The organism is Flavobacteriales bacterium (genome assembly GCA_013214975.1).
GTDB lineage: Bacteria > Bacteroidota > Bacteroidia > DT-38 > DT-38 > DT-38.
Map to the genome: position 1 here is coordinate 1 of JABSPR010000336.1, position 25,337 is coordinate 25,337.

The 25,337-nt window shown below is 35.6% G+C and carries 27 protein-coding genes; 14 read left to right on the forward strand and 13 right to left on the reverse strand.

Features of this window, described 5'->3' with window-relative positions:
* Together HRT72_10715 and HRT72_10720 are read right to left on the reverse strand one after the other, a co-directional pair.
* A partial coding sequence (locus HRT72_10715; GenBank protein NQY68175.1) for a DEAD/DEAH box helicase occupies positions 1-155 on the reverse strand: 155 nt, incomplete at its 3' end.
* Positions 145-1,299: a hypothetical protein gene (locus HRT72_10720; protein NQY68176.1), complete on the reverse strand. Its 1,155-nt coding sequence runs from the start codon at positions 1,297-1,299 to the stop codon at positions 145-147. The genes HRT72_10720 and HRT72_10715, both read right to left, overlap by 11 nt.
* Before the next feature lie 149 nt (positions 1,300-1,448).
* Here HRT72_10720 and gldN point away from each other — a divergent pair, with 149 nt between their 5' ends.
* Positions 1,449-2,822: a gliding motility protein GldN gene (gldN, locus tag HRT72_10725; GenBank protein NQY68177.1), complete on the forward strand. Its 1,374-nt coding sequence runs from the start codon at positions 1,449-1,451 to the stop codon at positions 2,820-2,822.
* On the opposite strand, the gene HRT72_10730 is transcribed toward gldN, so the two are convergent.
* Positions 2,819-3,304: a YkgJ family cysteine cluster protein gene (locus tag HRT72_10730; protein NQY68178.1), complete on the reverse strand. Its 486-nt coding sequence runs from the start codon at positions 3,302-3,304 to the stop codon at positions 2,819-2,821. The two genes, gldN and HRT72_10730, sit on opposite strands and share 4 nt — an antisense overlap.
* Positions 3,305-3,594: 290 nt before the next feature.
* Between HRT72_10730 and HRT72_10735 the strand changes: the two genes are divergently transcribed.
* The gene (locus HRT72_10735; protein ID NQY68179.1) at positions 3,595-3,975 is read left to right on the forward strand and encodes a hypothetical protein; all 381 of its coding nucleotides are present in this window, start codon (positions 3,595-3,597) and stop codon (positions 3,973-3,975) included.
* Positions 3,976-4,161: 186 nt separating this feature from the next.
* Here HRT72_10735 and HRT72_10740 read toward each other — a convergent pair whose 3' ends face one another.
* The 9 genes from HRT72_10740 to HRT72_10780 form a co-directional block, all read right to left on the reverse strand.
* Positions 4,162-5,565 (reverse strand): WG repeat-containing protein, encoded by a 1,404-nt coding sequence (locus tag HRT72_10740; protein NQY68180.1) that lies wholly within the window; start codon positions 5,563-5,565, stop codon positions 4,162-4,164.
* Positions 5,566-6,299: 734 nt separating this feature from the next.
* Positions 6,300-6,506 (reverse strand): hypothetical protein, encoded by a 207-nt coding sequence (locus HRT72_10745; protein NQY68181.1) that lies wholly within the window; start codon positions 6,504-6,506, stop codon positions 6,300-6,302.
* Positions 6,507-6,866: a hypothetical protein gene (locus tag HRT72_10750; GenBank protein NQY68182.1), complete on the reverse strand. Its 360-nt coding sequence runs from the start codon at positions 6,864-6,866 to the stop codon at positions 6,507-6,509. It abuts the gene before it with no gap.
* 235 nt (positions 6,867-7,101) lie between these two features.
* The gene (locus tag HRT72_10755) at positions 7,102-7,578 is read right to left on the reverse strand and encodes a hypothetical protein (GenBank protein NQY68183.1); all 477 of its coding nucleotides are present in this window, start codon (positions 7,576-7,578) and stop codon (positions 7,102-7,104) included.
* Between the two features lie 56 nt (positions 7,579-7,634).
* Positions 7,635-8,579 (reverse strand): hypothetical protein, encoded by a 945-nt coding sequence (locus tag HRT72_10760; GenBank protein NQY68184.1) that lies wholly within the window; start codon positions 8,577-8,579, stop codon positions 7,635-7,637.
* Positions 8,548-9,891: an RIP metalloprotease RseP gene (gene rseP / locus HRT72_10765; protein NQY68185.1), complete on the reverse strand. Its 1,344-nt coding sequence runs from the start codon at positions 9,889-9,891 to the stop codon at positions 8,548-8,550. Before rseP ends, HRT72_10760 begins: the two co-directional genes overlap by 32 nt.
* 3 nt (positions 9,892-9,894) lie before the next feature.
* Complete coding sequence (locus tag HRT72_10770; GenBank protein ID NQY68186.1) at positions 9,895-11,067, reverse strand: 1-deoxy-D-xylulose-5-phosphate reductoisomerase; 1,173 nt, start codon at positions 11,065-11,067, stop codon at positions 9,895-9,897.
* Positions 11,064-12,566: a GH3 auxin-responsive promoter family protein gene (locus HRT72_10775; protein ID NQY68187.1), complete on the reverse strand. Its 1,503-nt coding sequence runs from the start codon at positions 12,564-12,566 to the stop codon at positions 11,064-11,066. Before HRT72_10775 ends, HRT72_10770 begins: the two co-directional genes overlap by 4 nt.
* 17 nt (positions 12,567-12,583) lie before the next feature.
* On the reverse strand, positions 12,584-13,414 hold the full coding sequence (locus tag HRT72_10780; GenBank protein NQY68188.1) for a M23 family metallopeptidase: 831 nt from the start codon (positions 13,412-13,414) through the stop codon (positions 12,584-12,586).
* Between the two features lie 134 nt (positions 13,415-13,548).
* Between HRT72_10780 and HRT72_10785 the strand changes: the two genes are divergently transcribed.
* From HRT72_10785 to atpG, 10 genes are all read left to right on the forward strand, one after another.
* Entirely contained in the window at positions 13,549-16,152 is a 2,604-nt protein-coding gene (locus HRT72_10785) for a tetratricopeptide repeat protein (protein NQY68189.1), read from the forward strand.
* A gap of 127 nt (positions 16,153-16,279) precedes the next feature.
* A complete protein-coding gene (locus tag HRT72_10790) occupies positions 16,280-16,702 on the forward strand; it encodes a polymer-forming cytoskeletal protein (GenBank protein NQY68190.1) in 423 nt (140 codons plus the stop codon).
* Positions 16,703-16,712: 10 nt separating this feature from the next.
* Positions 16,713-16,931 (forward strand): AtpZ/AtpI family protein, encoded by a 219-nt coding sequence (locus HRT72_10795; GenBank protein ID NQY68191.1) that lies wholly within the window; start codon positions 16,713-16,715, stop codon positions 16,929-16,931.
* Between the two features lie 8 nt (positions 16,932-16,939).
* Positions 16,940-17,326 (forward strand): hypothetical protein, encoded by a 387-nt coding sequence (locus tag HRT72_10800; GenBank protein NQY68192.1) that lies wholly within the window; start codon positions 16,940-16,942, stop codon positions 17,324-17,326.
* Between the two features lie 130 nt (positions 17,327-17,456).
* A complete protein-coding gene (gene atpB / locus HRT72_10805) occupies positions 17,457-18,518 on the forward strand; it encodes a F0F1 ATP synthase subunit A (protein NQY68193.1) in 1,062 nt (353 codons plus the stop codon).
* Between the two features lie 36 nt (positions 18,519-18,554).
* Positions 18,555-18,827 (forward strand): ATP synthase F0 subunit C, encoded by a 273-nt coding sequence (gene atpE / locus HRT72_10810; GenBank protein NQY68194.1) that lies wholly within the window; start codon positions 18,555-18,557, stop codon positions 18,825-18,827.
* A gap of 27 nt (positions 18,828-18,854) precedes the next feature.
* A complete protein-coding gene (locus tag HRT72_10815) occupies positions 18,855-19,349 on the forward strand; it encodes a F0F1 ATP synthase subunit B (protein ID NQY68195.1) in 495 nt (164 codons plus the stop codon).
* Positions 19,350-19,353: 4 nt separating this feature from the next.
* Entirely contained in the window at positions 19,354-19,893 is a 540-nt protein-coding gene (atpH, locus tag HRT72_10820; GenBank protein NQY68196.1) for an ATP synthase F1 subunit delta, read from the forward strand.
* A gap of 11 nt (positions 19,894-19,904) precedes the next feature.
* Positions 19,905-21,485: a F0F1 ATP synthase subunit alpha gene (locus tag HRT72_10825; GenBank protein NQY68197.1), complete on the forward strand. Its 1,581-nt coding sequence runs from the start codon at positions 19,905-19,907 to the stop codon at positions 21,483-21,485.
* Between the two features lie 11 nt (positions 21,486-21,496).
* Positions 21,497-22,378, forward strand: a complete 882-nt coding sequence (gene atpG, locus HRT72_10830; protein NQY68198.1) for an ATP synthase F1 subunit gamma — start codon at positions 21,497-21,499, stop codon at positions 22,376-22,378.
* A gap of 399 nt (positions 22,379-22,777) precedes the next feature.
* Here the strand turns inward: atpG and HRT72_10835 are convergent, their stop codons facing one another.
* Positions 22,778-23,128, reverse strand: a complete 351-nt coding sequence (locus HRT72_10835; protein NQY68199.1) for a hypothetical protein — start codon at positions 23,126-23,128, stop codon at positions 22,778-22,780.
* Between the two features lie 426 nt (positions 23,129-23,554).
* On the opposite strand from HRT72_10835, the gene HRT72_10840 reads away from it, so the two are divergent.
* Positions 23,555-24,553 (forward strand): helix-turn-helix transcriptional regulator, encoded by a 999-nt coding sequence (locus HRT72_10840; protein NQY68200.1) that lies wholly within the window; start codon positions 23,555-23,557, stop codon positions 24,551-24,553.
* A 78-nt stretch (positions 24,554-24,631) separates the two neighbouring features.
* Positions 24,632-25,337, forward strand: a 706-nt coding sequence (locus HRT72_10845; protein ID NQY68201.1) for a hypothetical protein, incomplete at its 3' end; no start/stop codon positions are given.

Genomic DNA, 25,337 nt, shown 5'->3' on the forward strand with positions numbered 1-25,337 from the left:
GTTTTACCTGTTCCTGTTTGGGCACAAGCGATTAGGTCGGTGCCTTTAAGAATTTCTGGCATTGCTTGTTCCTGTATAGGAGTACATTCATTATATCCCATATAGGAGATTGCTTCCATTAACGAGGCGTGCAAATTTATATCTTCAAACTTCATCTTCTTTTTTTGGGTTAATTCTTTTGGAGCCTTTGTATAAACTAAAATTGACGAATTTACATTCTAATGCGCCATTAAATAGAACAATTTTTTTGGTTGGTTTTAATCCAACCCGTTTTATTGCTTGCAAGTTAGAGCTTATAACCCAGGCTTCATATCCGGAGAAATGAGTTTTAAGTTGGTCTCCAATCATTTTGTACATCTCAATAGAGTCTTCTAGCTTAATTCTTTCACCGTATGGCGGGTTCATCATAATTACTCCTTCCGAATCGGGAGACTCTAATTGCTCGAAAGCTTTTCTCTTTAATTGTATTTTTTTTGCGAAATCTATATTGGAAAAAGAGTGTTCAATATTTTCCATGTTGCTTTTTAAAATATCGCTACCGTAGATTTTGTAGTCGGGTATAGATTTTACTTTAGCGTTGTCTTTAATTTTTTTCCATAATTCAGGATCAAAATCGGGCCAATCCATAAAATTAAAATGCTTTCTGTTAATAGCCGGTGCATGATTACATGCAATCATAGCGGCTTCTAAAAGAATAGTGCCTGTTCCGCACATTGGATCTACAAAAGCAGTTTTGGGATCCCATCCGGAGAGTAAAATCATACCTGCAGCAAGCACTTCATTTATGGGAGCAATATGTGTTTCGTCGCGGTATCCTCTTCTGTGTAAGGATTCGCCAGTACTATCTAACGAAACACTCACCTTGTCTTTAAAAATGTGAACGTTAATTTGAATATCGGGGTGTTCTACATCTACATCAGGACGCTTATCGTACTTTTTGTTGAATTGATCCGCAATGGCGTCTTTCGTTTTGTAAGCGACGTATTTAGAATGGTTAAAATAGTCGGACTGAACAACGGAGCTAACAGCGAATGTTCTATTTAAATCTAAATATGTTTCCCAGTCGAAGTCATAAATACCTTTATATAATTGCTTTTCGTTTGTTGCCTGGAACGTAAATATTGGCTGTAGAATACGCAATACAGTTCGGCAATGTAAGTTTGCCTTATATAGGATTTTCTGATTGCCCTCGAATGCAACAGCTCTTTTAATCGGCTGTACGTTAGTAGCGCCAAGATCCGTTAATTCTTTCGCTAGAACATCTTCTAATCCATGAAAGGTTTTTGCTATGAGCTCCATTCTTTTTTTTAGGGGTACCAAAGATACGGTGAAAGGCTGGATTATACATTGATCGGTATTAAGAGGTTACTTTATAATATTGTAAACATTAATATTTATACTTTAATGACATGAATAATGAGTGCACTATTAATATAAGCAACACTAAGATGAAGAATTTAATATATGTAGTTGTGGCAACGGTTTTATTAACGGCCTTGAGCAGTTGTGGAGGAAAAGAGAGTAACGGACCTATCCCATCAGTAAGCTTAATTATGGAATCCGATTACAAATGGAAGCAGGAAGTAATAAGTGTAATTGATGTTAGAGAAGCGGAAAATATTGGTTTTGCAAAGGGTTTGGAAGAAGGTGAAGCCTTGATAGACGTGCTTCTAGATGCCGCTCTTGGAGAAAAAGCTGTTCCAACATATCATCCTTTCTTTGGTGCAGAATATCCTCTAACGGTAGAGGAGCTTCACGAAAAGGCCGGAACGAGGCTAGATACCACATGGGTACCAAGCCCAGAACCGCCATACTTATTAGAGCCTGTTGCTTCGGAAGAGGTTTTTGATAGATCTACGGTTGTAAAGTATTATGTAAAGGAAAACTGGTATTATTCAGACGATGAAAATATAGCTGCAAAGGAGATAATAGGGATAATTGCCGTTATTGAGGTATTTGATTTTAATAATAATTTTAAAGGGAATAAACCTTTATTCTCTGTACAGATGGACGAGGTAAAGGACATATTGTGGAATGCAAACGTGGTAGACTTAGAAGTTGATGGCAATGAAGTTTCTTATTTAGATGCGTTTAAAAATGGAAACTATTCTGCGTCAATAAAACAAGGTCATCCAAAGACAAATAATAAGGTTGCTTTATTTACAATTGATCTACCACAAGAAGAAGAACGGATATCGGAAGATATAGTTTGGACTCAGGATGTATGGAGTGAAATGGATTTAATTGAAGGGCAGAATGTCGGTTTTGCATATCCGGAATCCGACGACTTATTTCGCAAATCATTAATTAAAGTTATAGTTGATGGAGTAAAAGAGAATGAGTCAATTGAAATATACGAGAATGGAGTATTAGGAGAGCTAATGAGTCGTGATGAGTTTAATGAGATAACAGGATCGCAGATTGATACTATTATTTTAGAGAAAGACATGGTTAAGGGAGAGGCAAAGGGAATGATAGTAGAAGAGCCTTGGGACTACTCGATGGTAGAGAAATTTAGAATAAAAGAGAAGTGGTATTTCAATAGCGACAAAGAAGTAGTAGAGAAAAGAATAGTGGCATTTTGTCCTTTAGAAGCAGCTTACGATGCGGATGAAGAGTTTATGGGCTACAGGCCTCTCTTTTGGGTATGCATGAATGATCTTAGAGAAGTGTTTTCTAATTCTTATATCTATGAGGTAGAAGACATTTCTGTTCCGAGAACGTATCAGTACATATTCATGAATAGGTTATTTGATTCCGAAATACTGGATGGGGCTAAGTATAAAAAACCGGTTGTTAAGATTGAAAGAGATCAAGTTTAAATTTCCTTTCTGATTTTTTCGAACATATCAAAAATGGCTGGACATACTTCGGTGTTTCTCAAGTTGAGATCTAGTAGTTGAAATTGTTTTCTTCGATCGGTATGTGGATAATCACTACATGCTTTAGGTCGCACAGAATATATTGAGCAGTAGTTCTCTTTATCAATAAAGGGGCATGGCGCCGAGTTTAACACGTAGTCGTTTTCATCATCGAGATGAAGGTATGTATCTATGAACTTTCCTGGTTTTAGTCGGAGCGATTTAGAAATGCGCTCAATATCATTATAAGTAAATACGGGACTTGTTGTTTTGCAACAGTTGCCGCATGTGAGGCAGTCGGTGTATTCAAATACTTCTTCATGCGCGTTATGAAATAGGCGATCAAGTTCACCTTCTTTCAGGCTACCAAGCTTTTGGGCTAGCCGTTTGTTCACCTTCTTCTTGGATTTCCCCTTTTGTCTAATATTCTCGCTGAATTCCATACTGCTTGTAAAATTACGCAGATAAGAATTAATGTATAAAATGGGGCCGAAGCTTTAATGTATAAGAAAATGCTTCAATGCAGGGCTATTTTATTCGCCTAATACGATTTTCTTATTGCGCAGAATATTACGAAGATCAACGGGTATTGTAAGAAAATATGAAAAGTGTCAGGTTTGCTGATGTAGCTGCTGAAAGGGAGCTAGAATCTATCAGTAAATGAGATAGGCTAGTACCATTCACAAAAAGATATCCGTATGATAATCAAAATAATAAGCGGTTAGATATGAAAATGGGAAAATTGTTGTTAGGTTTTGTTTCAGTTGCTGTTGTGCTTTCTAGATGTGATAAAGAGTATACAATCGAAAGAGATGATGTTATTCGGTTTGACAGGAATCTTACTGTATATCAGAATACGGTTGTATTTAATGATACTGTTTTAGATCCTTATAGCACCGAAGAATTAGCGCAATACGCCGATCAGAGAGATCAAATACAGCGATTTGGTGTAACGGATATTCAAGTAAGGGTATTTAGTTGTAGCGAGGACCATGCGGATAATAAAATTGAAGGATATATTACTATGCACGGTGAATCATCAGACATATATGAGTTGGAATTGTACAGTAATGGTGATGAGTATAAAGACGGACAGAGTCACTCTATCATATAGCCTAGATTTAAATAGTACTTCTGGATCTGCGGCTTTCACGAGTTTTTCGGATGAAATTAAAGCGAGTAATTCATTAACAATAAATTCAGAATCATTGAGTGTTACAACGGATACATTGGCTTGCTCAGTTAGCTTTTACGTGTATTTTACAATTAAGTAATTTAAGAATTGTGCGATTTACAAATCTTAATTTAGAGGGACAATCTCTTTCCCCATTTCATTAATTAGACCAACCTTATTACCGAGTTTAATTTCGGCCCGTCCATTCTTAAATGGTCGAATTACATCGTATCTAGGGCGAACCACTTCATAACCATAATCGTCAATAAAGCCAACCTTTTTACCGATATATACAAATGCCCTACCCTCGTTAAAATGTTTAATTTCACTGTATTTGTTAGGAACCACTTGTCCGCCTTTTTCATCAATAAATCCGTACCTCTCTCCTATTTTAACTTTCGCCCACCCTTCTCTATATTGATCAAAGGGTTCTATAGAATTATATATTGGCTTAACAATTTGTCCTCCTGCTTGGTCAATAAACCCATATCGTAAACCGATTCTGATTTTTGCCCAGCCTTCTTGATATTCATTATAGGGTTCGATGTTATTATATATCAACTTAACTATTTCAATACCCTGCTCATTGATATATCCTTGTTTATCACCAACATGAACTTTTGCTTTACCGTCTACAAATTTTTCGACGGTGTAATACTTTAATGGAACTATTTCTTCACCTAGTTTATTAATAAATCCAACTCTGTCTCCTATTTCTACCATGGCCCACTCTTCAAGATATTCACCAAATGGCATAATGCTTTTGTAAGCTACGGTAACGAATTCGTTACCCTGCTCATTAATTATTCCGAATTTTTCGCCTATTGAAACTATAGCCCGTCCTTCTTCAAATGGCATTATGCCATTGTATTTTACAGGTACTACTTCTGAGCCCTTAGTATCAATAAATCCTATTTTATGCCCAATTTTTACCATTGCCCAATTATCTTGATGGGTTCCAAACGGGTAAATGTCGTTGTACATAGCTCTAACAATTTCGTGTCCCGTTCGGTCGATAAAACCTTTTTTACCTGTTAGGTGAACCATTGCCCAATCAGGCTGAAAGACACCAAATCTTTCTATCGTATTGTAAGTTAACTTTACAACTTCATTTCCATTTTCATCAATAAATCCGACTTTATTACCTAGGCCTACAAGTGCATAGCCATCAAAAAAGGGAGAAATAGTTTGGTACTTTAATGGAACTACTTCCGAGCCTTTATCATTAATAAAACCAATTCTACCACCTAAACTTACTAGAGCCCATTCCTCGTGATACACGCCATATGCATCTATATTGTGATATTTAGGATCTACCACAATTACACCAGCTTCGTCAATAAATCCAACTTTGTCTGTTTTCCAAACCTTGGCCCAGTCTGGATGAAACTCTCCAAACTCTCCTATCTTGTTAAACCCTTGGCTAATTTGAGAAAAGGCATCAAATGACAAAAACAGAAAGGCGCTAAGTATGATTGGAATTATTTTTCCAGAAATTGTTCTTCGCTTAGCTTTCTTGTAGGTTAACATATCGATTTGATAATCAGTTTCTTTTATGAAAAATCTATTTTTAATAGGTGTTTTAAGCGGTTTTTTGAGGATTAATTATTGTCCAACTGATGTAATTATTAGTGGTGTTTTGAAATATACGAGATAAACATGAAAGAGGTTTGTCTTATTTATAGGATTAATTCTTAGAAAGGCATTTCGTACAGTATAAGGTACTTAACTCGTTTTTTTCTAGGATTTTAATTTTGATAGGGTAAGTTTTAGTGAGAAGCTCGCACCAGCTATTAGATGAAAACCGGTTTATTAGAGTTAAGCAGTTATTTTGTACTTGGTTCGAATTATTAAAGAAAAAGGAAATATACCTTAAGTACTCTGTTAATGTAGTGAGACTAGGATTTGGATTATTTATTAATGGATCAAATAGCTTGGTTATCCATTTATGTTGGTTAAATGGCATATAGTACGTGCTGTATTTAAGCCTTTCTGATTCCGATAGGTTTTTTCCTTTAACACAATAGTTGTGTCTTTCATCTAAAGATTCGGACATGGTACCATTTAAAGCAAGAAGGGTTGATTGACATAACTTTAAAACTCTTTCTAAATGAGAGTAGATCATTAATGAGTCTCTTAGGGGTGATCTGATTTTTTGTTTTTTTGCGTTATCATCAAGTGTAGGGATTCTATCGAGCGTGTTAACTTGAATTGATGTATTGCAGATATAAAATGATCTGCACGTTTTAAATACAATTCGTCATCTACTTTTTTGTTCCTTCTACACTCGAATACGCTTCCACTTGTGCACTCGTAATAGCGAGTCCAGTAGTATTGAATAAGCGGATTATAGGGTCTACTTTATGTTCGTTCCTTTTAAAATAGATAGTAAACTTCAGTGTATCGCTTATAGTCTCGGATAAGGCCTTTGGAGGGAAATCGAGTATTTTAATATCATGCACATAGGGCATTTAGGCGGTAATGAACTCTGGTATAAAAGGATTTAAATATTGAGAATAAGATATTTTATTTTTCTTGAAATACACAAGATTTGCCGACATATTCGGTGATAAGGAATCTATATTTATTCTGAATTCATAAGGTTTTAAAAGGGATGTTTTTATACCTAAATTTTTTTTGATTAATGTAAGTTGATTTTCCTTTTGCCTCTTGAAATAGAGTTTTTGAATATTTGGGTTTATGCGGATTATCGTTGTAAATAGCTTTTTTGCATCCTTATATTGCATTAAGAGCATTCCGTTACGGTATACCGATTTGGCAGCTAATTTCTTATCGTTGTAGGTTTTCTTGCTTGCCTTTATGAACCCCATGTCTTTAGTCCAAACGAAATGCTTTTAAACGATAGCTATGTTTACACCTTCTTTTATGGTCTCTTTTTTTATTTAAAGTTGCATATGGGAAGTTGTCGGGATCTTTGACAGGAATGAACTTTAGTGGTGTAATGGTTAGCAAGTTTACTATATAGAGTTCAGACCTTTCTTTGTTAAAAGCGAAAGCTACTCCGGTATGAATAGCGTTTTTACTATTTAGATTAGAGAAATGTTTTTAAGAATCTGCCCATAAACCAACTGCGTATCTCGCAACATCGAGATAGGTAGAAAGGGTTATATCAAAAGAGGATGCATCTGTCCTGGCATCAGAAATGGGTTTGTGTATTGTTACGGATAGGATGTTTTCAGCTACCGTGAAGTACTTACTGCCATAAAACTCAGCCCTATCTTGAGCTGTTTTCTTCTTTCCGCTTTGAAGGTGAGATATTTCTTTAGAGGAAGAAAGAAACCAGGCGTGATCTTGAGCCGTTTTAAAGAGTATATCGTTATTGAATAGGTTATTTCTGTTCTTGCTTCTTCTAATGCTGTCTATTTCTAGTTTAACAAGATGCTCAAGAAGGTTGAAGTTTATGTTAGCGATGTCTAAATAAATATCTTTCGATTGCGAGCAGCTGAAGCTTACTGAGGTTGAGAATAGTATAACCAGGCAGGAGGTACGAATAAAATAATGTGTAAAAAATGGCCTGTGCACGTATTTGGATTAATGCATAAAAAGTAACTATAGTTGTTCTGAGACTGTTTTACTTTTTATTTACCCAAAATGTTTTGTTCTTTCATCATTAACTGATCGGAATCGGTCTTTTTAATTTGTGCTTTGGTAGAGGTCTTTTTAGGCGTTTGATTTGCTATTTGAGCTGAAATATTTTGAATACTACTATTAATAATGTCATCTATTTCATTCATTTGAGAAGTAAATCGAGATTTAAATGCTGAGGCATATACTTCTACACCTTGTTTATTCAATATAGAAAAATGAACTTTTATTTCTCTTTCATCTTTCGCGTTCCATATTTCATTTTGATTTATAGCTGCTGTTCTAATATCAATTTGATTGATAAACAGAAATAAGTCGGCTTCGTATTTAGATCCAATTGCGGAGAATGCTTCTTGGTCCAAGATCATTGTTGCCATAAATTTTTCTAATCCATCAGATGATCGCGCCGTTAGTTCTCCGCTAGTAATATCGGTTGTTGGGGCCTTAGGCTCCTCCTTCTTTTTCCAAGTTTTTAATTTGTCTTTAATATCATATAGAGATTTCTTAACCGTTGGCCTGGTTGTATCCGGTTCAACAGGTATTTCTTTGTAGTTATAGCCTATTGCAGCATGTAGATTAAGGAGGTCTTCTTGTAGTTCTTCGTTTTCTGAGCTTAATAAAGAAATTGTTCCAAGAGAAGTTTTCGTTTTAATCTCAGCAAATAAACTGTGCTGTAAATTAAATCTAAATGCTCCTTTTATTTCTTCAGGTGAGTTGCCGCTATTCTTACTGAGAGCACCATCGATGTTAGAAAAATACATCCTTGTTTCAAAAGGCACTATTATAATTTTAGAAAAAGAGGGTTCTTCAAGTTCTGGAATTGAGGTGGAAGCTGAGTCGAGTTCTTGGGAGGAAACGGACGAGATGTTTGCGACGAAAACAAGAATAGTAGATAGGGTTAGCGCCCTATGGAAGCATTTTAATAACGTCGTTCCCATTTGCAAAAAGCATTAAAATTAATATCATAACCATTCCCGCCAATTGAGCATATTCCATGAACTTTTCGTTGGGTTTTCTTTGTGTAATCATTTCATAAATAAGAAACACTACATGCCCTCCGTCAAGTGCAGGAATTGGTAAAAGGTTCATAACTGCTAGCATTAGAGATAAGAAAGCAGTTAATCTCCAAAAACGCAACCAGTCCCAATCGTTCGGAAAAATATTAAGCATTGCAATAATGCCGCCAACTCCTTTATAGGCTCCCGTATCTGGATTTGCGAATTGCTTAAGACCATTTAGGTAGTCTCCTAAAGTTTCTTTTGCTTCATTTAAACCAACAGGAAACGCCTCAAAGAAACCATATTGTTGTGCATCTAATTTATAAATACCAAGCTTTTCCAATTCTCTAAGTCCTAGTCCTGCTGGTGCAATACCAGCAATTCCTTCTTCAGAAAGTGTAATATCTAGTTCTATTAATTCTGTGTCTCTTTCAACGGTTACGTGTACTGTTTCGCCACCTCTGTTTTTAACTCCATCCTTAAATTCGTCGAAGTACTTGATAGGTTGGCCATCGAGTCCTACAATTTTATCTTTAATCTGAATGCCCGATTTTGATGCTCCAGATCCTTCCACAACTTGTGATATAAAAAAGGGAATTCGATAGCTAAGTAATCCGCCTCGCATATCGGATGTGCTGATTTGGCCGAGTAGATCAATGGGTAAATTAATAGTTTTTCTAATTCCGTCTCTTTCAATTTCTACCGTTTTTCCTACATGCAATTGACTAAGAAGGCGGAAGAATCTTTGGTCCTCTTCTCCGTCTACAGAAATTAATTTATCTCCATTTTTAAATCCTATTTCAAGTGCTATTTCATGTTGACACCATACGCCATCTTTAAGACTGTCGTTAGGTAAGTAGGTGGTTCCATCAACAAATGAAATCATCCAATAAATTACTACAGATAGAACTAGGTTAACAGAAACTCCACCAAGCATAATTATTAACCTCTGCCATGCAGGTTTGGCTCTAAATTCCCAGGGCTGAACAGGTTTTTTTAATTGTTCTTTGTCCATTGATTCATCGATCATACCGGCAATTTTTACATAGCCGCCGAGAGGGAGCCAACCGATACCATATTCAGTACCTCCCATCTTTATTTTGAAAAGAGAGATCCAGGGATCGAAGAAGAGATAAAATTTCTCAACTCTAGTTTTAAAAAGTTTTGCAGGAATAAAATGACCGAGCTCATGTAAAACCACCAAAATGGAGAGGCTAAGAATAAACTGTGATATTTTAATGAACATCTCCATTATCTAGTTGCTCATTTTAGTAATAAATTCATTTGCCATTATTCTTGTTGCTGTATCGACTTCAATGTAGTCGTCTATTGAAGGTTTTGCAATGTAATCCATCTTGTCTATACATTTTTCGATAACGTGAGAAATGTCTAAAAATCCAATTTTTTCATTCAGAAAGGCGTCTACCGCAATTTCATTCGATGCGTTTAAAACACACGGAGCGTTTCCTCCTTTTTCCATCGCATCGTAGGCTAAAGCAAGATTACGAAAAGTTTCTTTATCCGGACTTTCAAATGTTAATTCACTAAGTGTTTTAAAGTTAAGACGTTCGAAATCGGATTTTAATCTAATTGGATAGGTAAATGCATATTGAATAGGCAGCTTCATATCTGGTAATCCCATTTGCGCTTTAATGGAGCCATCTTCAAACTGAACCATAGAATGTATGATTGACTGTGGATGAATAACTACATCAATTTGATCTGGTTTTAACCCAAACAACCATTTGGCTTCAATTGCCTCCAGGCCCTTGTTCATCATTGTAGCAGAGTCGATTGTAATTTTAGCACCCATACTCCAATTTGGATGATTTAACGCTTGAGCCTTAGTTGCATGCTGCAATTCATTTAAGGTTTTCCCTCTAAAAGGGCCTCCTGAAGCCGTGAGGTATATTTTTTCAATAGGATTGTATATTTCTCCGGTTAAGCATTGAAAAATTGCAGAATGTTCCGAATCTACAGGATAGATATCTACTGCTTTTTGTTGAGCAAGTGATGTAACGAGTTCTCCTGCAACAACAAGGGCCTCTTTATTTGCCAAGGCAATAGTTTTGCCAGCGAGTATAGCCGACATGGTAGACTTAAGTCCAGCATAGCCAACGATAGCAGTTAGTACTACGTCAACACCTTCTATTCCTACTATTTGATTTAATGCATCTTCTCCAGCATATATCTTGATATCCTCATCAGCAAGTAACTCGGAAAGTGCTTTGTATTTACTTTCGTCAGAAATAACGACTGCATTGGGTTGAAATTTAATTGCCTGTTTGGCAAGCAATTCGAAATTAGAACCTGCGGTAAGAACCTCTAGGGAAAGTTTGTCGGGATGACTTCCTATTACCTCTAAAGCCTGTGTGCCTATTGATCCCGTAGATCCTAAAATGGCGATATTTCTTTTTTTATCTGTCAATCTTGTAGTATATATTTTATCAACTTATCTGCCACGGAACGGTCGTTTACTAAACGAGAAATTTTGTTCTGACCGCCGAGTTTTCCAAGGGATGCCATGTAATTAGTAAAGCCGTTTGTTTGTACTCGTGTTAACAGCAAAGGTCGTAAAATAGAGCCGACGATGAGATCTTTGTAATAGATATTTTGTTCTTGCATCGACTCATCAAGAATTGATTTGAATTTATTAATGTCGCTTGGCTCTTTTCTAAATTCTACAAACCATTCGTGGTAAGGCAAACCTTCTTTAGGATTTACCATGGGCGCAACGGAGAATTCTATAATCTCTGCTTTGGTTTCGGCGCAGGCTTTAGAGATTGCTTTTTCTACTTCACCTCCAATTACATGTTCTCCAAATGCAGAGATAAAATGTTTGATTCGGCCTGTAACTATTATTCGATACGGATTTGTGTTTACAAATCGTATTGTGTCTCCTATACTATAAGCCCATAACCCAGCATTACTACTAAGGACTAATGCATAGTTTACACCCAGTTTAACATCTTCTATAGAAAGCCTTTTTCTGTCGTCTTTAAAAAAATCATCGGCTTTAATGAATTCGAAAAAAATACCAGAGTCGAGATTAAGCAACATTCCTTCTTCCTTTTGAGAATCCTGATAGGCGATGAAACCTTCGGAAGCAGGATACAATTCAATGGTTGGAATCTTTATGCCAATTAGATCATTTAGCAAGGATTGGTATGGTTTATAATCTACTCCACCAAAAACGAAAACAGAGAAATTAGGAAAAATATCTTTTATTAATTCCTTGCCAGACTTTTCTTTAAGTCGTTCAAAATACATTTGAATCCATGATGGAATACCTCCAATGAGAGTCATATTTTGATCTACTGTTTCGTCAACAATTTCTTTAACTTTTGTATCCCAATTGTCAATCATATTTGTTGGCATGGACGGGAGTCTATTTTTCATAAGGTAGCTAGGCACATGATGCGCAACGATACCGGAAAGTCTACCAAGGGGTATGCCCCCAATTTCATCTAATTCAGGACTTCCTTGAAGAAAAATCATTTTTCCGTCAATGAATTTTGTGATTCCCGTTTCATTGATATAGCACAGAAGAGCATTCCTGGCCGAATCGATGTGGTTACTTATAGAATCGGAAGTAATAGGGATATATTTTATTCCGGAAGTAGTGCCAGATGATTTACAAAAATAAATTGGCTTGCCTTTCCAAAGTACATCACTTTTTCCTTCTATAATTTGCTCAATGTAGCCTTTGATTTCTTCGTAATCTCGAACAGGTACATTGTCCTTAAAATCCTGGTAGGAAGAAATTTTGTCGAATCGATGGTCTTTACCAAAAGTGGTGTTTTGGGCTTGCGCGATAAGTTTTTTGAATACCTTCTGTTGACTATGAACAGGCTTACTGCTCCATTTTTTTATTTGATATACAATTAGTTTTGAAAATGGTTTACTAAGGCTTGCTTTGATTGACATCTTCTAAATATTTCGGCTTAAAATGCGATATACGCAGCTGGGTCTAGTGCGTTGCCGTTCAGCCAAAGCTCGAAATGAAGATGTGGGCCTGTAGTGAGGTTGCCAGTGTTACCTATAATTGCGATTGGGTCACCAGCCTTAACATAGTTTCCTACTTTTTTAAGCAATATAGAATTATGCTTGTATAAGGAGATTAAATTATTTTTATGTTGGACTCCTATAACATGACCTGTCTCGGATGTCCAAGTAGCAAGGATTACGGTTCCGCTCAAAGTACATTTAATGGTTTCATCTTTTGGGGCTACAATATCAACCCCGAAGTGCTGTATTGTAGGATCAAACAAACTCGAAAATTCACCTTTTAGTGGAGTAAAAAATGGCAGTACTGAACTGGAATTATTAATGGATTTAGTTGGATTCAATCCGTACTTTTCTTCATTCTTTATAGCCTCTCGTAAAACGGAATCCTCTTTAGACCTACTAAGATCAATGGCTACCTCGCCCGCTTTTAAGTCTGCAGTATCTATTATTTGTTCTTCCCCGCCTACTTCTTCTCCTAACAAGATTTGACGGATATTATTGATATAGGCATCTTTAATATTCATCTTTTCTTCGATAGAATCTAGACGAACTTTGTTTCTCATTGCACGGGCCTTTAACTCAACATCGGTATAGCCAGGGATATATTCTCTAACTGGCGTAAAGGCCAATATGTAAACTATTATTCCCGCAAAACAGAATATTGTTCCAAAAAACAAAGTAAAGAACTTCATTGGCGAAAACGAGAACGACGATTTCTCCTCGTACGTCTCATCCTGCATTAATATAAATCGATATTTTCTACTCAATGATTTCTATTTTCTTATTGATCAATTATTCTTCAGTTATCTTTGCGAACTAAAATTACCGTTGTTTTAAGGAAAAATAAAATAATTTTACCTGATTAGGGTTAATAGGCCTTGTAATAAGAACGATTTATATTATGATTGGATTTAAAATTCAGTCTTTTGCGCTCCTGATTTTGTCCTTTCTGTTGTTGACAGCGTGCTCAACAAAGAAGAACACTTTCGCTACGCGCTCCTACCATAACATTACTTCTAAGTACAATGGTTACTTCTATGCAAAAGAAAACTTAAAGGCTGGGAAGCAGAAAATAGAGAAATCATATAAAGACAACTATACCCAATTATTGCCTCTATATATAAATGGCGATTCTAAAGCGGCCAAATCAGTTTATCCAGAAATGGATAAGGCAATTGAAAAAGCTTCAAATGTTATTCAGCGCCATTCGATTTACATTAAAAAGAAAGAATACTGTAGGTGGATAGACGACTGTTATCTACTTATAGGTAAGGCTAGTTTTTATAAGAAAGATTTCTCCAAGGCAAACGAAATGATGTCTTATGTGGCGAAAGAATTTAAAGATGAAGACATTAGATACGATGCTAAATTATGGCTGTATAAGCTTTATGTAGAGGAAAAGAAATATGAAAAGGCCGATCATATTTATGCATTAATTATTGAAGAAGCGGAAATTCCAAAGAAAGTTCTTTTGGAAGCAAAGAAAATAAAGGCCCATATGTTCTTAGAGAACAATGAGGAGGATAGAGCAATTGAACTGGTTAAGGAGGTAATTGACGATACTAAGAAAAAACGGGATAAGGCTCGCTTGGCTTATATACTAGCTCAGATTTATCAAGAGAAAAATAATTTCTTCATGGCAGCTGATTATTATAATGAGGTAATTAAGTACAACCCCCCATATGAGATGGCATTTAATGCCAAGTTAAATCTTGCAATGTGTTCTATGGGTGATTCGGATGATTTCGACAAGGTTATTAATCCACTTAAGAAAATGTTGGATGACGAGAAAAACAAAGAGTATAGAGACAAAATATACTTTGTATTGGCCGAATTATATAAGGAGCAAAATGATATTCCAGCCGCTATACAGCATTATAGGCTTTCTGTTAGTAGTAGTGTAAATGATAATAATCAAAAGGCAATATCATACTTGGCAATAGGCGACATATTTTTTGAAAGACCGAATTACCCACAGGCTAAATCTTATTACGATTCTACGTTAACTGTTTTATCGAAAGAATATCCAAGGTATGAAGAGGTATTTATTCGGAGAAATAATCTGAAAGGACTGGTGTACAATTTGAATATTATTTCTAATGAGGATAGTCTTCTTGCGTTTGCAGAGATGAGCGAAAGGGAGAGGAATAAGATTATCAAAGAGCTAATAAAAGAAGCTGAAGAAGACGAAAGATTAGCCAAGGAACAAGCAGAAATAGAGAAGCAGGAAAAAGTATTGATGAGAGAAAATACCAGGAGTTCTTCTGGTCGTCCTAGGCCAGGTGGTGGAGGATCTTCGTGGTATTTTTATAATACAAGTGTAATGAGCTTTGGTATTGCGGAGTTTAAAACAAAATGGGGAGATAGAAAACTGGAAGACAATTGGCGTAGGTCGTTGAAAACAACTTTGGATGGCGGAGAGTTTGCAGAATTTGATGAGGAAGAAGAGCTAGTTAATGAATATGCTTTGGAAGGCGACTTGAAGAATATGTCTACTTATCTAAAGAATGTTCCTTTTAGTGATAAACAGAAAGCAGCTTCGGAAGAAAGAATTGTTGAGGCTTATTTTGAGTTAGGAAGAATTTACGAGGAAGATTTTGGAGAAAGGAAAAAGGCGATCATATCTTATGAGTATCTCATTAAAAATTATAAAGGGTGCAAATTAGAGGATGGCGTAATGTATTATCTCTATAAACTATATGACTTAAACAAAAGAGAGTCCACTTCAAATTACTATAAAAAGAGGCTTTTACAGGAATATCCTAATAGTGATTATGCGGCAGTGGTACGAAATCCAAATTATGCGGAGGAGGTTAGAAAGGAGGCTGATAAGATATTAACCTTATATGAATACACTTACGAGAGTTTTAATTCGGGTCAATATAAAAGAGTACAGAGTAACTACTTAGTTGCATCGAATGATTATAAAGGAAATAAGTTGATGCCTAAGTTTGAATACCTCAATGCATTGGCTAAAAGCAAAACAGAACGTAACGAAGCAAAACTTAAAGAAAGGTTAAACAAGTTAATTAGTACATACCCTCAGGATAGTGTTGCGGATTTGGCCAAGAAAGTAATAGCATATTTGGATACAGAAAGAGAAGAGCAAATTTCAGAGGAAGCCGAAGAGGTACCTTCCATTTATAAAGAAATAAATGAAAACGACGTTCATTATGTTGTTTTAATTATAAATGCAGAAAAAACAGATTTGAACACTTTTAAGAATAACCTATCTGATTTTAACAAAAAATATTTTAGAACCAAAAAGTTTACCTTGAAGACCATTCCAATAAAAAAAGACTTGACAATGATTACTGTCAAATGGTTTAAGAAGGCGGCACCAGCAATGGAATACTATGAAACTTTAGCAGATAATAATACATTTATCGATCTTAGTATCGGGCAGCGTATGCTTATTATATGGAAAAGCAATTATATCCGCTTTTATAAAGATCAAGATGTGGATAAGTATGAATCGTTTATGGTTAGAGCTTATTTCGATTGATTAATTTAGCTTTAAAATAAAGTATAAAACCAAAATTAGCAGTATCCATAAAAGGCAGCTGTAGTAGTTATTTATAAATTAATTTTAGGTGTTAAAGAATTTCTCAAATAATAAAAAAACTGGAAGCATGAATAATAGCAATCAGGAAGGGGTAGCCCACAATACCATAGCAAGTGGTACTGTGATCGAAGGTAAAATCCTAACCCAAGGAGATATTAGGGTCGACGGAACAATTAAAGGCTCAATAATTTGTGAGGGTAAAATTGTAGTTGGCGAATCGGGCATTATTGAGGGAGATACTAAATGCAAAAACGCCAATATTAGCGGTATGGTGAAGGCAAAAATTAACGTGTCTGAATTATTGTCATTAAAATCTACTGCAAAACTTATTGGTGATATCATAACGAATAAGATTTCTATTGAACCAGGTGCAAATTTTTCAGGTACATGTTCTATGGGTGCAGTTATTAAAGACATGAACGCTGAAGATACCTCAACTACTGCTCCTACTGCTGTACCATCTATGGTAGCAGGAGAAAAGACAGCTTAAATTCAATTCGATGGACGACGATAAGAAGTCCAAAAAATCAAATAATTATTTGCGTTTCTCTGGGATGGCATTCCAGATGTTCATAACGATTATGCTTGGTTGTTACGCCGGTATGAAGCTGGATGAACACTTTTCAGAAGAAGGATCATCAAAATTTACAGCAATACTTGCAATATTTTCGATCTTTGTTGCCATGTACATGGTAATAAAAGATGTTCTAAAAAAGTAAACATTCTAATGCAGCAATTTTTAATAAAGAATTTAATTTTCTCTGTAATAATTGCGATTGGTTCCTTTTGTATTCGTCAGTTTACAGGACTTATTATGCCGTTCCCAGAAACATGGTTTATAATAGTATTCTTTTTTATTATTAATAGTTTGTCCTATTGGCTAATGTTAAAATCAATAGGTGAACGTGCGGCTCTGCTTGTTCAGCAGTTTATGAAAAGCATGTTAATTAAATTTTTCTCGATTATAGGAAGTATTGCGGTGTATTCCTATGTCAATAAAAAAGGGTTAAAGCCATTCGTAATTACCTTACTTGCTTTTTACTTTATCTTCTTGATTTTTGAAGTTATCGCCTTAATGAAATTGTTAAAAACCGATAATCATGAGCCTGAGTAGTTGAGGTAATTCCATCATTTACTGATCTCTATAACCTTTCTGTAAAGAAAGACACGAATACATTGCAGCAAATAAAGAGTAATTGCCTACTTTTGCACCCTCAAATTTGATGATCTCGAAATATCAGTAGATGAGTAGACTGTTAGTATTAAGAAAAATTACTTCAATTGCGTTAATCGCAATGCTTGCTTTGGGTAGCAATGTATTTGCTGGGCATGATGACGAAGGGCACCATGAAAAGTTCAGTCCCGGTAAGTTGATCATAGAGCATATTACAGATGCACACGATTGGCATTTGTATGGACATGCGTCTTTACCGCTTCCTATAATCATTTATACTTCGTCAAAAGGAATTGAAACATTCTCTTCAAGTAATTTTCATCACGGTACTGCTACTTATAATGGCTATAGATTAGAGCACAAGCATATTATTGCTGTAGATGCTAATGATGTAAAGGACGAGGCAGCTACTAGCGAAATAATTGATTTATCGATAACAAAAAATGTTGCTTCGCTTTTATTAAGTATTGTGATATTGCTATTAGTTTTTACTTCGATTGCAAAATCGTATAAAAAGAATGCGGGTCATGCTCCATCTGGATTACAATCTTTTTTAGAGCCAGTCATCTTATTTGTAAGAGACGATATTGCAAAAGCATCTATAGGAGAAAAGCATTACATGAAGTTTATGCCTATCCTGCTTACAATTTTCTTCTTCATTTGGATCAATAACATTCTCGGTTTAATTCCATTCTTTCCAGGTGGAGCTAACGTAACGGGTAATATCGTAGTGCCAATCGTATTAGCAACGGTAATCTTATTTTACATCTTGAAGAATAGTGGAAAAGGATATTGGAGACATGTATTGGCTATGCCTGGTGTTCCAACATGGGTGTTATTTATCTTAACCCCTATTGAAATTTTAGGAATTCTTATTAAGCCGGCGGTATTAATAATCCGACTTTTTGCGAATATTACCGCAGGTCATATTGTATTGTTAGTATTCTTTTGTTTGATATTTTTGTTTGGTGATGGTAACACAGGGGCTGGATACGGTACAGCCGTACCTGCAATTCCGTTTACTATTTTCATCAACTGTTTGGAATTATTAGTGGGGATCCTTCAAGCGTATGTATTTACGTTCTTGTCAGCCATTTATTTTGGTATGGCAGTAGTGGAAGATCATCATTAATAAAATTTAATTTGTTTAATTTTTAATATATAAGTCATGGTTACATTAACTATTTTATTAGAAGCTGCAGCTGCAGCAGGTGCAATGGGCGCAGGAGTAGCAAAAGCAGGAGCTGTTGTAGGTGCTGCAATCGCAGCAGTAGGAGCTGGTATTGGTATTGGTAGAATCGGTGGAAGCGCTTTAGAAGCTATCGCTCGTCAGCCAGAAGTAAAAGGAGATATTGCTTCTAATATGATTCTTGCAGCAGCACTTGTTGAGGGTGTAGCACTTGGTGCAGTAGCACTTGGGTTTATTGTAGGATTAGGATAATTAGAATCCTAAACAAAAGCAAAATTTATGGAATTAGTTACTCCAGAGATTGGTCTACTTTTTTGGATGACCATTTCTTTCCTTACGCTAATGTTCTTGTTAAAGAAGTTTGCGTGGAAGCCTATTCTTGGTGCGCTTAAAGAACGAGAAGACTCGATCGAAGATGCGTTGAAACAAGCTAAAAAGGCTAAGAAGGAAATGGAAAAACTTCATGCTAGTAATGAAAATTTACTAGAGGAAGCTAAAGCCGAAAGAAACGAGATGATCAAAGAAGCTCGTGAGCTGAAGGATGGTATCGTTGCTGAAGCTAAAGAAAAAGCTAAAGAAGTAACCGATAAGGAACTTGCTTCTGCTCGTGAGAACATTGCTCGTGAGAAAACTGCTGCTGTTGATGAAATCAGAAAGCAAGTAGCTGTTTTATCTATAGATATTGCTGAGACAATATTGAAAGAGCAATTATCAGATGCAGATAAGCAAAAGAAAAGAGCAGAAGATATGCTCAAGGATCTAAAATTGAATTAAGTAAATGAAGGCTAATAGAATCGCATCTAGGTACGCTAAATCTTTAATCGCAATTGCGAAGGAGAAGAGCGTACTACCTAAAGTTTATGAAGACATGGTTATGTTTTCAAAAGCTTGTGATGATTCAAAAGAGTTTGCGCTTTTACTTAAAAGTCCGGTGGTTAAAACGGAAAAAAAATTGGCAATCCTTGATAGTATTTTTGGCACTAAGATGTCAAAAGAATCTATGGCGTTCGTTAATTTAATAACCTTTAAAAAACGTGAAATGTTTTTAGAGGATATTATTAGTGAATTCTTTGCTGTGTATAAGAAAGAGAACAACATTGTTAGTGCCATTGTAACTACTGCAGTTAAATTAGATGCGAGTTTGAGAAAACAAGTCGAAGAAAAAGTGGCAAGTACATACAATGCAACTGTTGAGCTCGAGGAAAGGGTGAATGAAGACATCATCGGAGGTTTTATACTTCGTGTTGGTGATGATCAGTGGGATTCAAGTATTCTTAAAGACTTAAGAACACTTAAGAAAACATATAGTCTAAATTAAAAAGCAACAAAATGGCTGAAGTTAAACCTGCAGAAATATCAGGAATATTAAGAGAGCAGTTATCTGGTTTCAAATCTGATGCAGAATTAGAAGAAGTAGGAACGGTATTACACGTAGGTGATGGTATCGCTCGTATCTATGGTCTTAAAAAAGTTCAATCTGGTGAGCTAATTGAATTCGAGACTGGTTTAAGAGCAATCGTTCTTAACTTGGAAGAGGATAACGTAGGTGCTGTATTATTGGGTAGTTCTGCTGGGTTGAAAGAAGGTGATTCTGTAAAACGTACTGGTAAAATTGCATCCATTAATGTAGGTGAAGGTATTTTAGGTCGTGTTGTGGATACTTTAGGTCAACCAATCGATGGTAAGGGACCAATTGAAGGAGAGACTTACGACATGCCATTAGAAAGAAAGGCTCCTGGTGTTATCTATAGACAACCAGTTACTGAGCCTCTTCAAACAGGTGTCAAAGCAATTGATGCTATGATTCCAATTGGTAGAGGGCAAAGAGAGTTGATTATTGGCGATAGACAGACTGGTAAAACAGCAATTGCTATCGATACAATTATCAATCAAAAAGAATTTTACGATAAAGGCGAGCCTGTTTATTGTATCTATGTTGCATGTGGACAAAAAAGTTCAACTGTAGCTGGTATAGTTCAAACGCTTGAAGAGCATGGCGCAATGGCTTACACAACTGTTGTATGTGCTTCTGCAGCTGATCCAGCTCCAATGCAGTTTTATTCTGCATTTACTGGTGCAGCTATAGGTGAGTATTTTAGGGATACTGGCAGGCCGGCGTTAATTGTTTATGATGATTTGTCTAAACAAGCTGTTGCTTACCGTGAGGTATCGTTACTATTGAGACGTCCTCCGGGTCGTGAGGCATATCCTGGTGATGTGTTCTTCTTGCACTCTAGGTTATTGGAAAGAGCGGCGAAAGTGAATAACTCAGATGGGATTGCTGCCGCTATGAATGATTTACCAGATTCTTTAAAAGGAATTGTAAAAGGTGGAGGCTCTTTAACAGCATTACCAATTATTGAAACACAAGCTGGTGACGTTTCTGCTTATATCCCAACAAATGTAATTTCGATTACTGATGGTCAGATATTCTTAGAGTCTAACCTGTTTAACTCTGGAGTAAGACCAGCGATTAATGTTGGTATCTCGGTATCACGTGTTGGTGGTAATGCTCAGATTAAATCAATGAAGAAAATTTCTGGTACACTGAAATTGGATCAAGCACAGTATCGTGAACTAGAGGCTTTCTCTAAATTTGGTTCTGATCTTGATGCTACTACTAAAGCGGTATTGGACAAAGGTTCTAGAAATGTTGAGATTCTTAAGCAAGGTCAGTATTCTCCTGTTACTGTTGAGAAACAAGTTGCTATCATCTATTGTGGAACGAAAGGGTTAATCCAAAAAGTTCCTGTAAAAAAGGTAAAAGCATTTGAAGAGGAGTTTGTAGGATACCTAGAATCTAAGCATAGAGATATTTTGGATACGATTAAGGCAGGTGGATTAACGGATGAAGTAATATCTGTTCTAGACAAAGTATGCGCAGATATTTCAGCTAACTACATCGACTAAAACAGAAGACATTGGCTAACTTAAAAGAAATAAGATATCGTATTACCTCTATAGGTACTACAATGCAGATTACATCTGCAATGAAAATGGTATCTGCAGCTAAATTGAAAAGAGCTACAGATGCGATTGTTCAGATGCGACCTTATTCTGAAAAGTTGACTTCAATCCTTGAGAATATTAGTTCGAGTATTGATGGTAATGAGAGTATTTATACAAGAGATGGCGGTGAAAGATATATTCTTATTATTCCAATAACATCTAACAGGGGTCTTTGTGGTGCATTTAATTCGAACATTATTAAACGAACAAATAGTTTAATAAATGAGAAGTATGCAGGAAAGCAAGTGACTGTAATGTCTATTGGTAAGAAAGCGACTGATTACTTCAAGAACACGGACTATGCTATTCGAGGTACTTTTTTGCCAAGAGATATGGATGAAGTTTTCGATAATATGTCGTTCGAAAATGTATCTAGTATTGCCGAGAAGGTAATGGCTGCGTTTGAGCATAACGATTTTGATCGTGTAATTTTGGTGTATAATAAATTTATTAATGCCGCTTCACAAGATATTACAACAGAGCAGTTTTTACCTCTTCTACCTTCTGAGGATAATGCCTCAACAGTTGCTCATACAGATCATATTTTTGAGCCAAATAAAGAGGAAATTGTAAGAGAACTTCTTCCCCTTTCGTTAAAGACACAGTTCTATAAGGCGTTATTAGATTCTGTAGCGTCTGAACATGGTGCTAGAATGACAGCAATGCACAAGGCAACTGATAATGCATCTGAGATGAAAGAAGATCTTACCTTACAATATAATAAGGCAAGACAAGCTGCAATTACTAATGAGATCTTAGAGATCGTTGGTGGTGCTGAAGCCTTAAAGTCCTAAAAAAAGAGGACCTAAGTCCTCTTCCTTTATCTATACAGTTTCTTCTCTTAGTTCTTATTTTACATAGAATCCCATCGATAAGCCTATTACATGGCCTTTCTAGAGAGTGAGAAATATGCGTTAACAGGGATGTTTAAGTGACCTGATTTGAAGGTTTTTCCTATTGCCCATACCCAGCCAGAAATTATATATCTCCTCTAGAGTCAATTTCTTCAGTCATATCAGGTTTTGTATCAGAACTATTTCTGTCCCATGAGCTCGCTAGCTGCCATTTTTTTATCTGCATCGTAGTAACCACTTGCAAAATGATGCGGCTTTAAAAGATAGACCAAAGGCGAATTCCAATCCAGTTCTAGAGTTTCTAAAACCATTAAGCTTTAATTTTTTGTGTTTTGGGAATCATAGATTGGATTGACTGCTATAGTATGTTAGCGCGCCTATTTTTAGCTTATCGGCTTCATCTACAGGTTCTATATTATGTAATTTCTTTAATGAATATTCTATCATGGATTGTATTCTAGTAGGGGCGTTTAAATATTCGCTGATACTCGTTTCTATCACTCTAGACCCTCTTACATCAATAAGTCGCATTGTTATCACAATTTTGTCATCGTAGGATTCTATACTAGTACTTAACATATTGTGAATCCACAGAACTGTTCCTGCTCTTACCAAACACTCCTTACCAAAACATGATTCGAATTTCTTGCCCGACTGTTTTAATTTGTCTCTAGTGTCATATTTATCCATCAAATTATATTTAAATAATTTATCTCATTCTACTCGTGTAATGTTATCGAGTTAACGCTGGCCTATATTTATACCGTTGGCTTCAACTTCTAATAAAGCAATAGAGTTATTTCCTTGTGCACTTAATTTTAAAAATGCTGATTAATACAGTAATAATTATTAGTGTAGTAGTTTTAATTGTTTTCATAGTTTTAATTTTTTGTTATTAATATTTGTCAAACATATATCCTCCTACTCTCTGGTAAAAACTACATAATGCGGGCTTTTATTGGCGATTTGCGATAATCAATTATTTATGAAACGGATTTTGGGTTATCCGGTAGAAGCTGCAATAAATGAGAATTCTGGATTGGAATTACTGAAAGGCGTAAAACATTAATTTCCAGAAGGGCGGGACATGCAAAAAGTATTACTTTCGCTCCAATCATGACAGGTAAAGACAATATACAGAACGCTTTTCTTCAACAGATAAAGGACAAACTGCCACCCAACTTATCCTTGGTGGATGAGTTAGCAGAACTATTAAATGTAAGTAACGATAGTGTCTATAGAAGAATTCGTGGGCAGACTTCCTTAACTTTTGATGAGATTAAAATTTTGAGCTCTCAATTTGGAGTATCCGTGGATTCTTTGATTAGTGAATCTTCTGATGCAGTTACATTCAAGTACTCTCACGTAGATGTAGAGTCATTCGATTTTTCTATCTATTTGAAATCCATTATTAAAAATCTTGGTCAGATTAAAAGTTTCGAGAATAGCGAGATGATATATTCCGCAATGGATATTCCAATCTTTAATTATTTCGAGTTTGAAGAATTGGCTGCTTTTAAAACCTATTTCTGGTTAAAGATGATCTACCAGTTTCCGGATTATGAGAAGAAAAAATTTAAAATAGGAGAGATAGATCCTGAGATACTGAGCCTTGGTAAAGAGGCATTAAGAAGATATAGAGAAGTTGATACTATAGAGATCTGGAATGCGGATACAATTAACAGTACGATCAATCAACTTAAATACTGTAAGGATTCTGGGATGTTTGATTCTAAAGAAGACTTTATAGAAGTTTGCCATCAGCTAAAGAAATTCTTTGAGCACATTCAACTACAAGCAGAGAAAGGAGTGAAAATTCCTTCAGGGCATCTGGATGTTCAAAAAGCGAAGTACAAGGTTTATTATAACGAAGTGTTATTGGCAAATAACAAAGTACTGGCAAGATTGGGTGGGGAATCAAGAATGTTGTTTATCAGCCATAATACATTGAACTTACTAATTACGACAAACGATAAGTTCTGTAAAGAGACGGACGATTGGATGACCAATTTAATGGGTAAGTCTACGTTAATATCAGAGGTATCCGAGAAGCACAGGAATCAATTCTTTATGAAAATTCAAGAGAGAGTAGATCAATTGATTGCTGGGAACTAAAGTTGTCTCAGATATTATCAATATCTTGAATACTTCAAATCGGTAGTTTGGATGGCATTTATTTTGTTATCAAGCTAATTGAATATTACCTCTATCATGAAGCTGAACATTAAGCTACTTATTGCTTTTATTTTATTTCTTGGCTTTAATTTGGCCTTGGATAAGAGCTCCTTATTTCTGGTGAGCGAGGATGAGGTATTTAGCTCATTTCAGAAAAGCTATCTCATTAACTACGATCGTTTAAATAAATCCCTCGATACTTTTGTTGAGAAGAATAGATCTCTAAGTATTAGAGAAACCTTTCATGCGAACGAATTTGGGTTAGATGAGAGCAGTCTAAATAAGGGAACTTCTTATTTTATTTATGAAAAGGATAAAATTATTTATTGGTCTGATAACGGTGTTCCTCTTCGAATTAAAAATGTTTTCTCTAACGATGAAGTAGTAAGATTAAGGAATGGCTGGTATCAAGTTGTAAAGGTTCAGGAGGAGGAACGGATTTACATAGCTACTCAACTAATCAAACATGAGTACTCCTATCAAAATAAATATTTAGAAGATAATTTTTATAAGGGCTTTGGGATTAGTTCTAGCACCGGTATTGAAATAACGGATATTGAGAATAATTTCGGTATAGAGTCGTCTAATAAAGAGGTTGTATTTAATCTTGATTTTGAAAAATTTGAGGCCTATAGATCAAATTCAACAATTTTTCTTTCTCTTTTTAGCTTCCTAGGCCTACTCATATGTTATATACTATTTGTAAAAAGCTTGAGCAAGAATA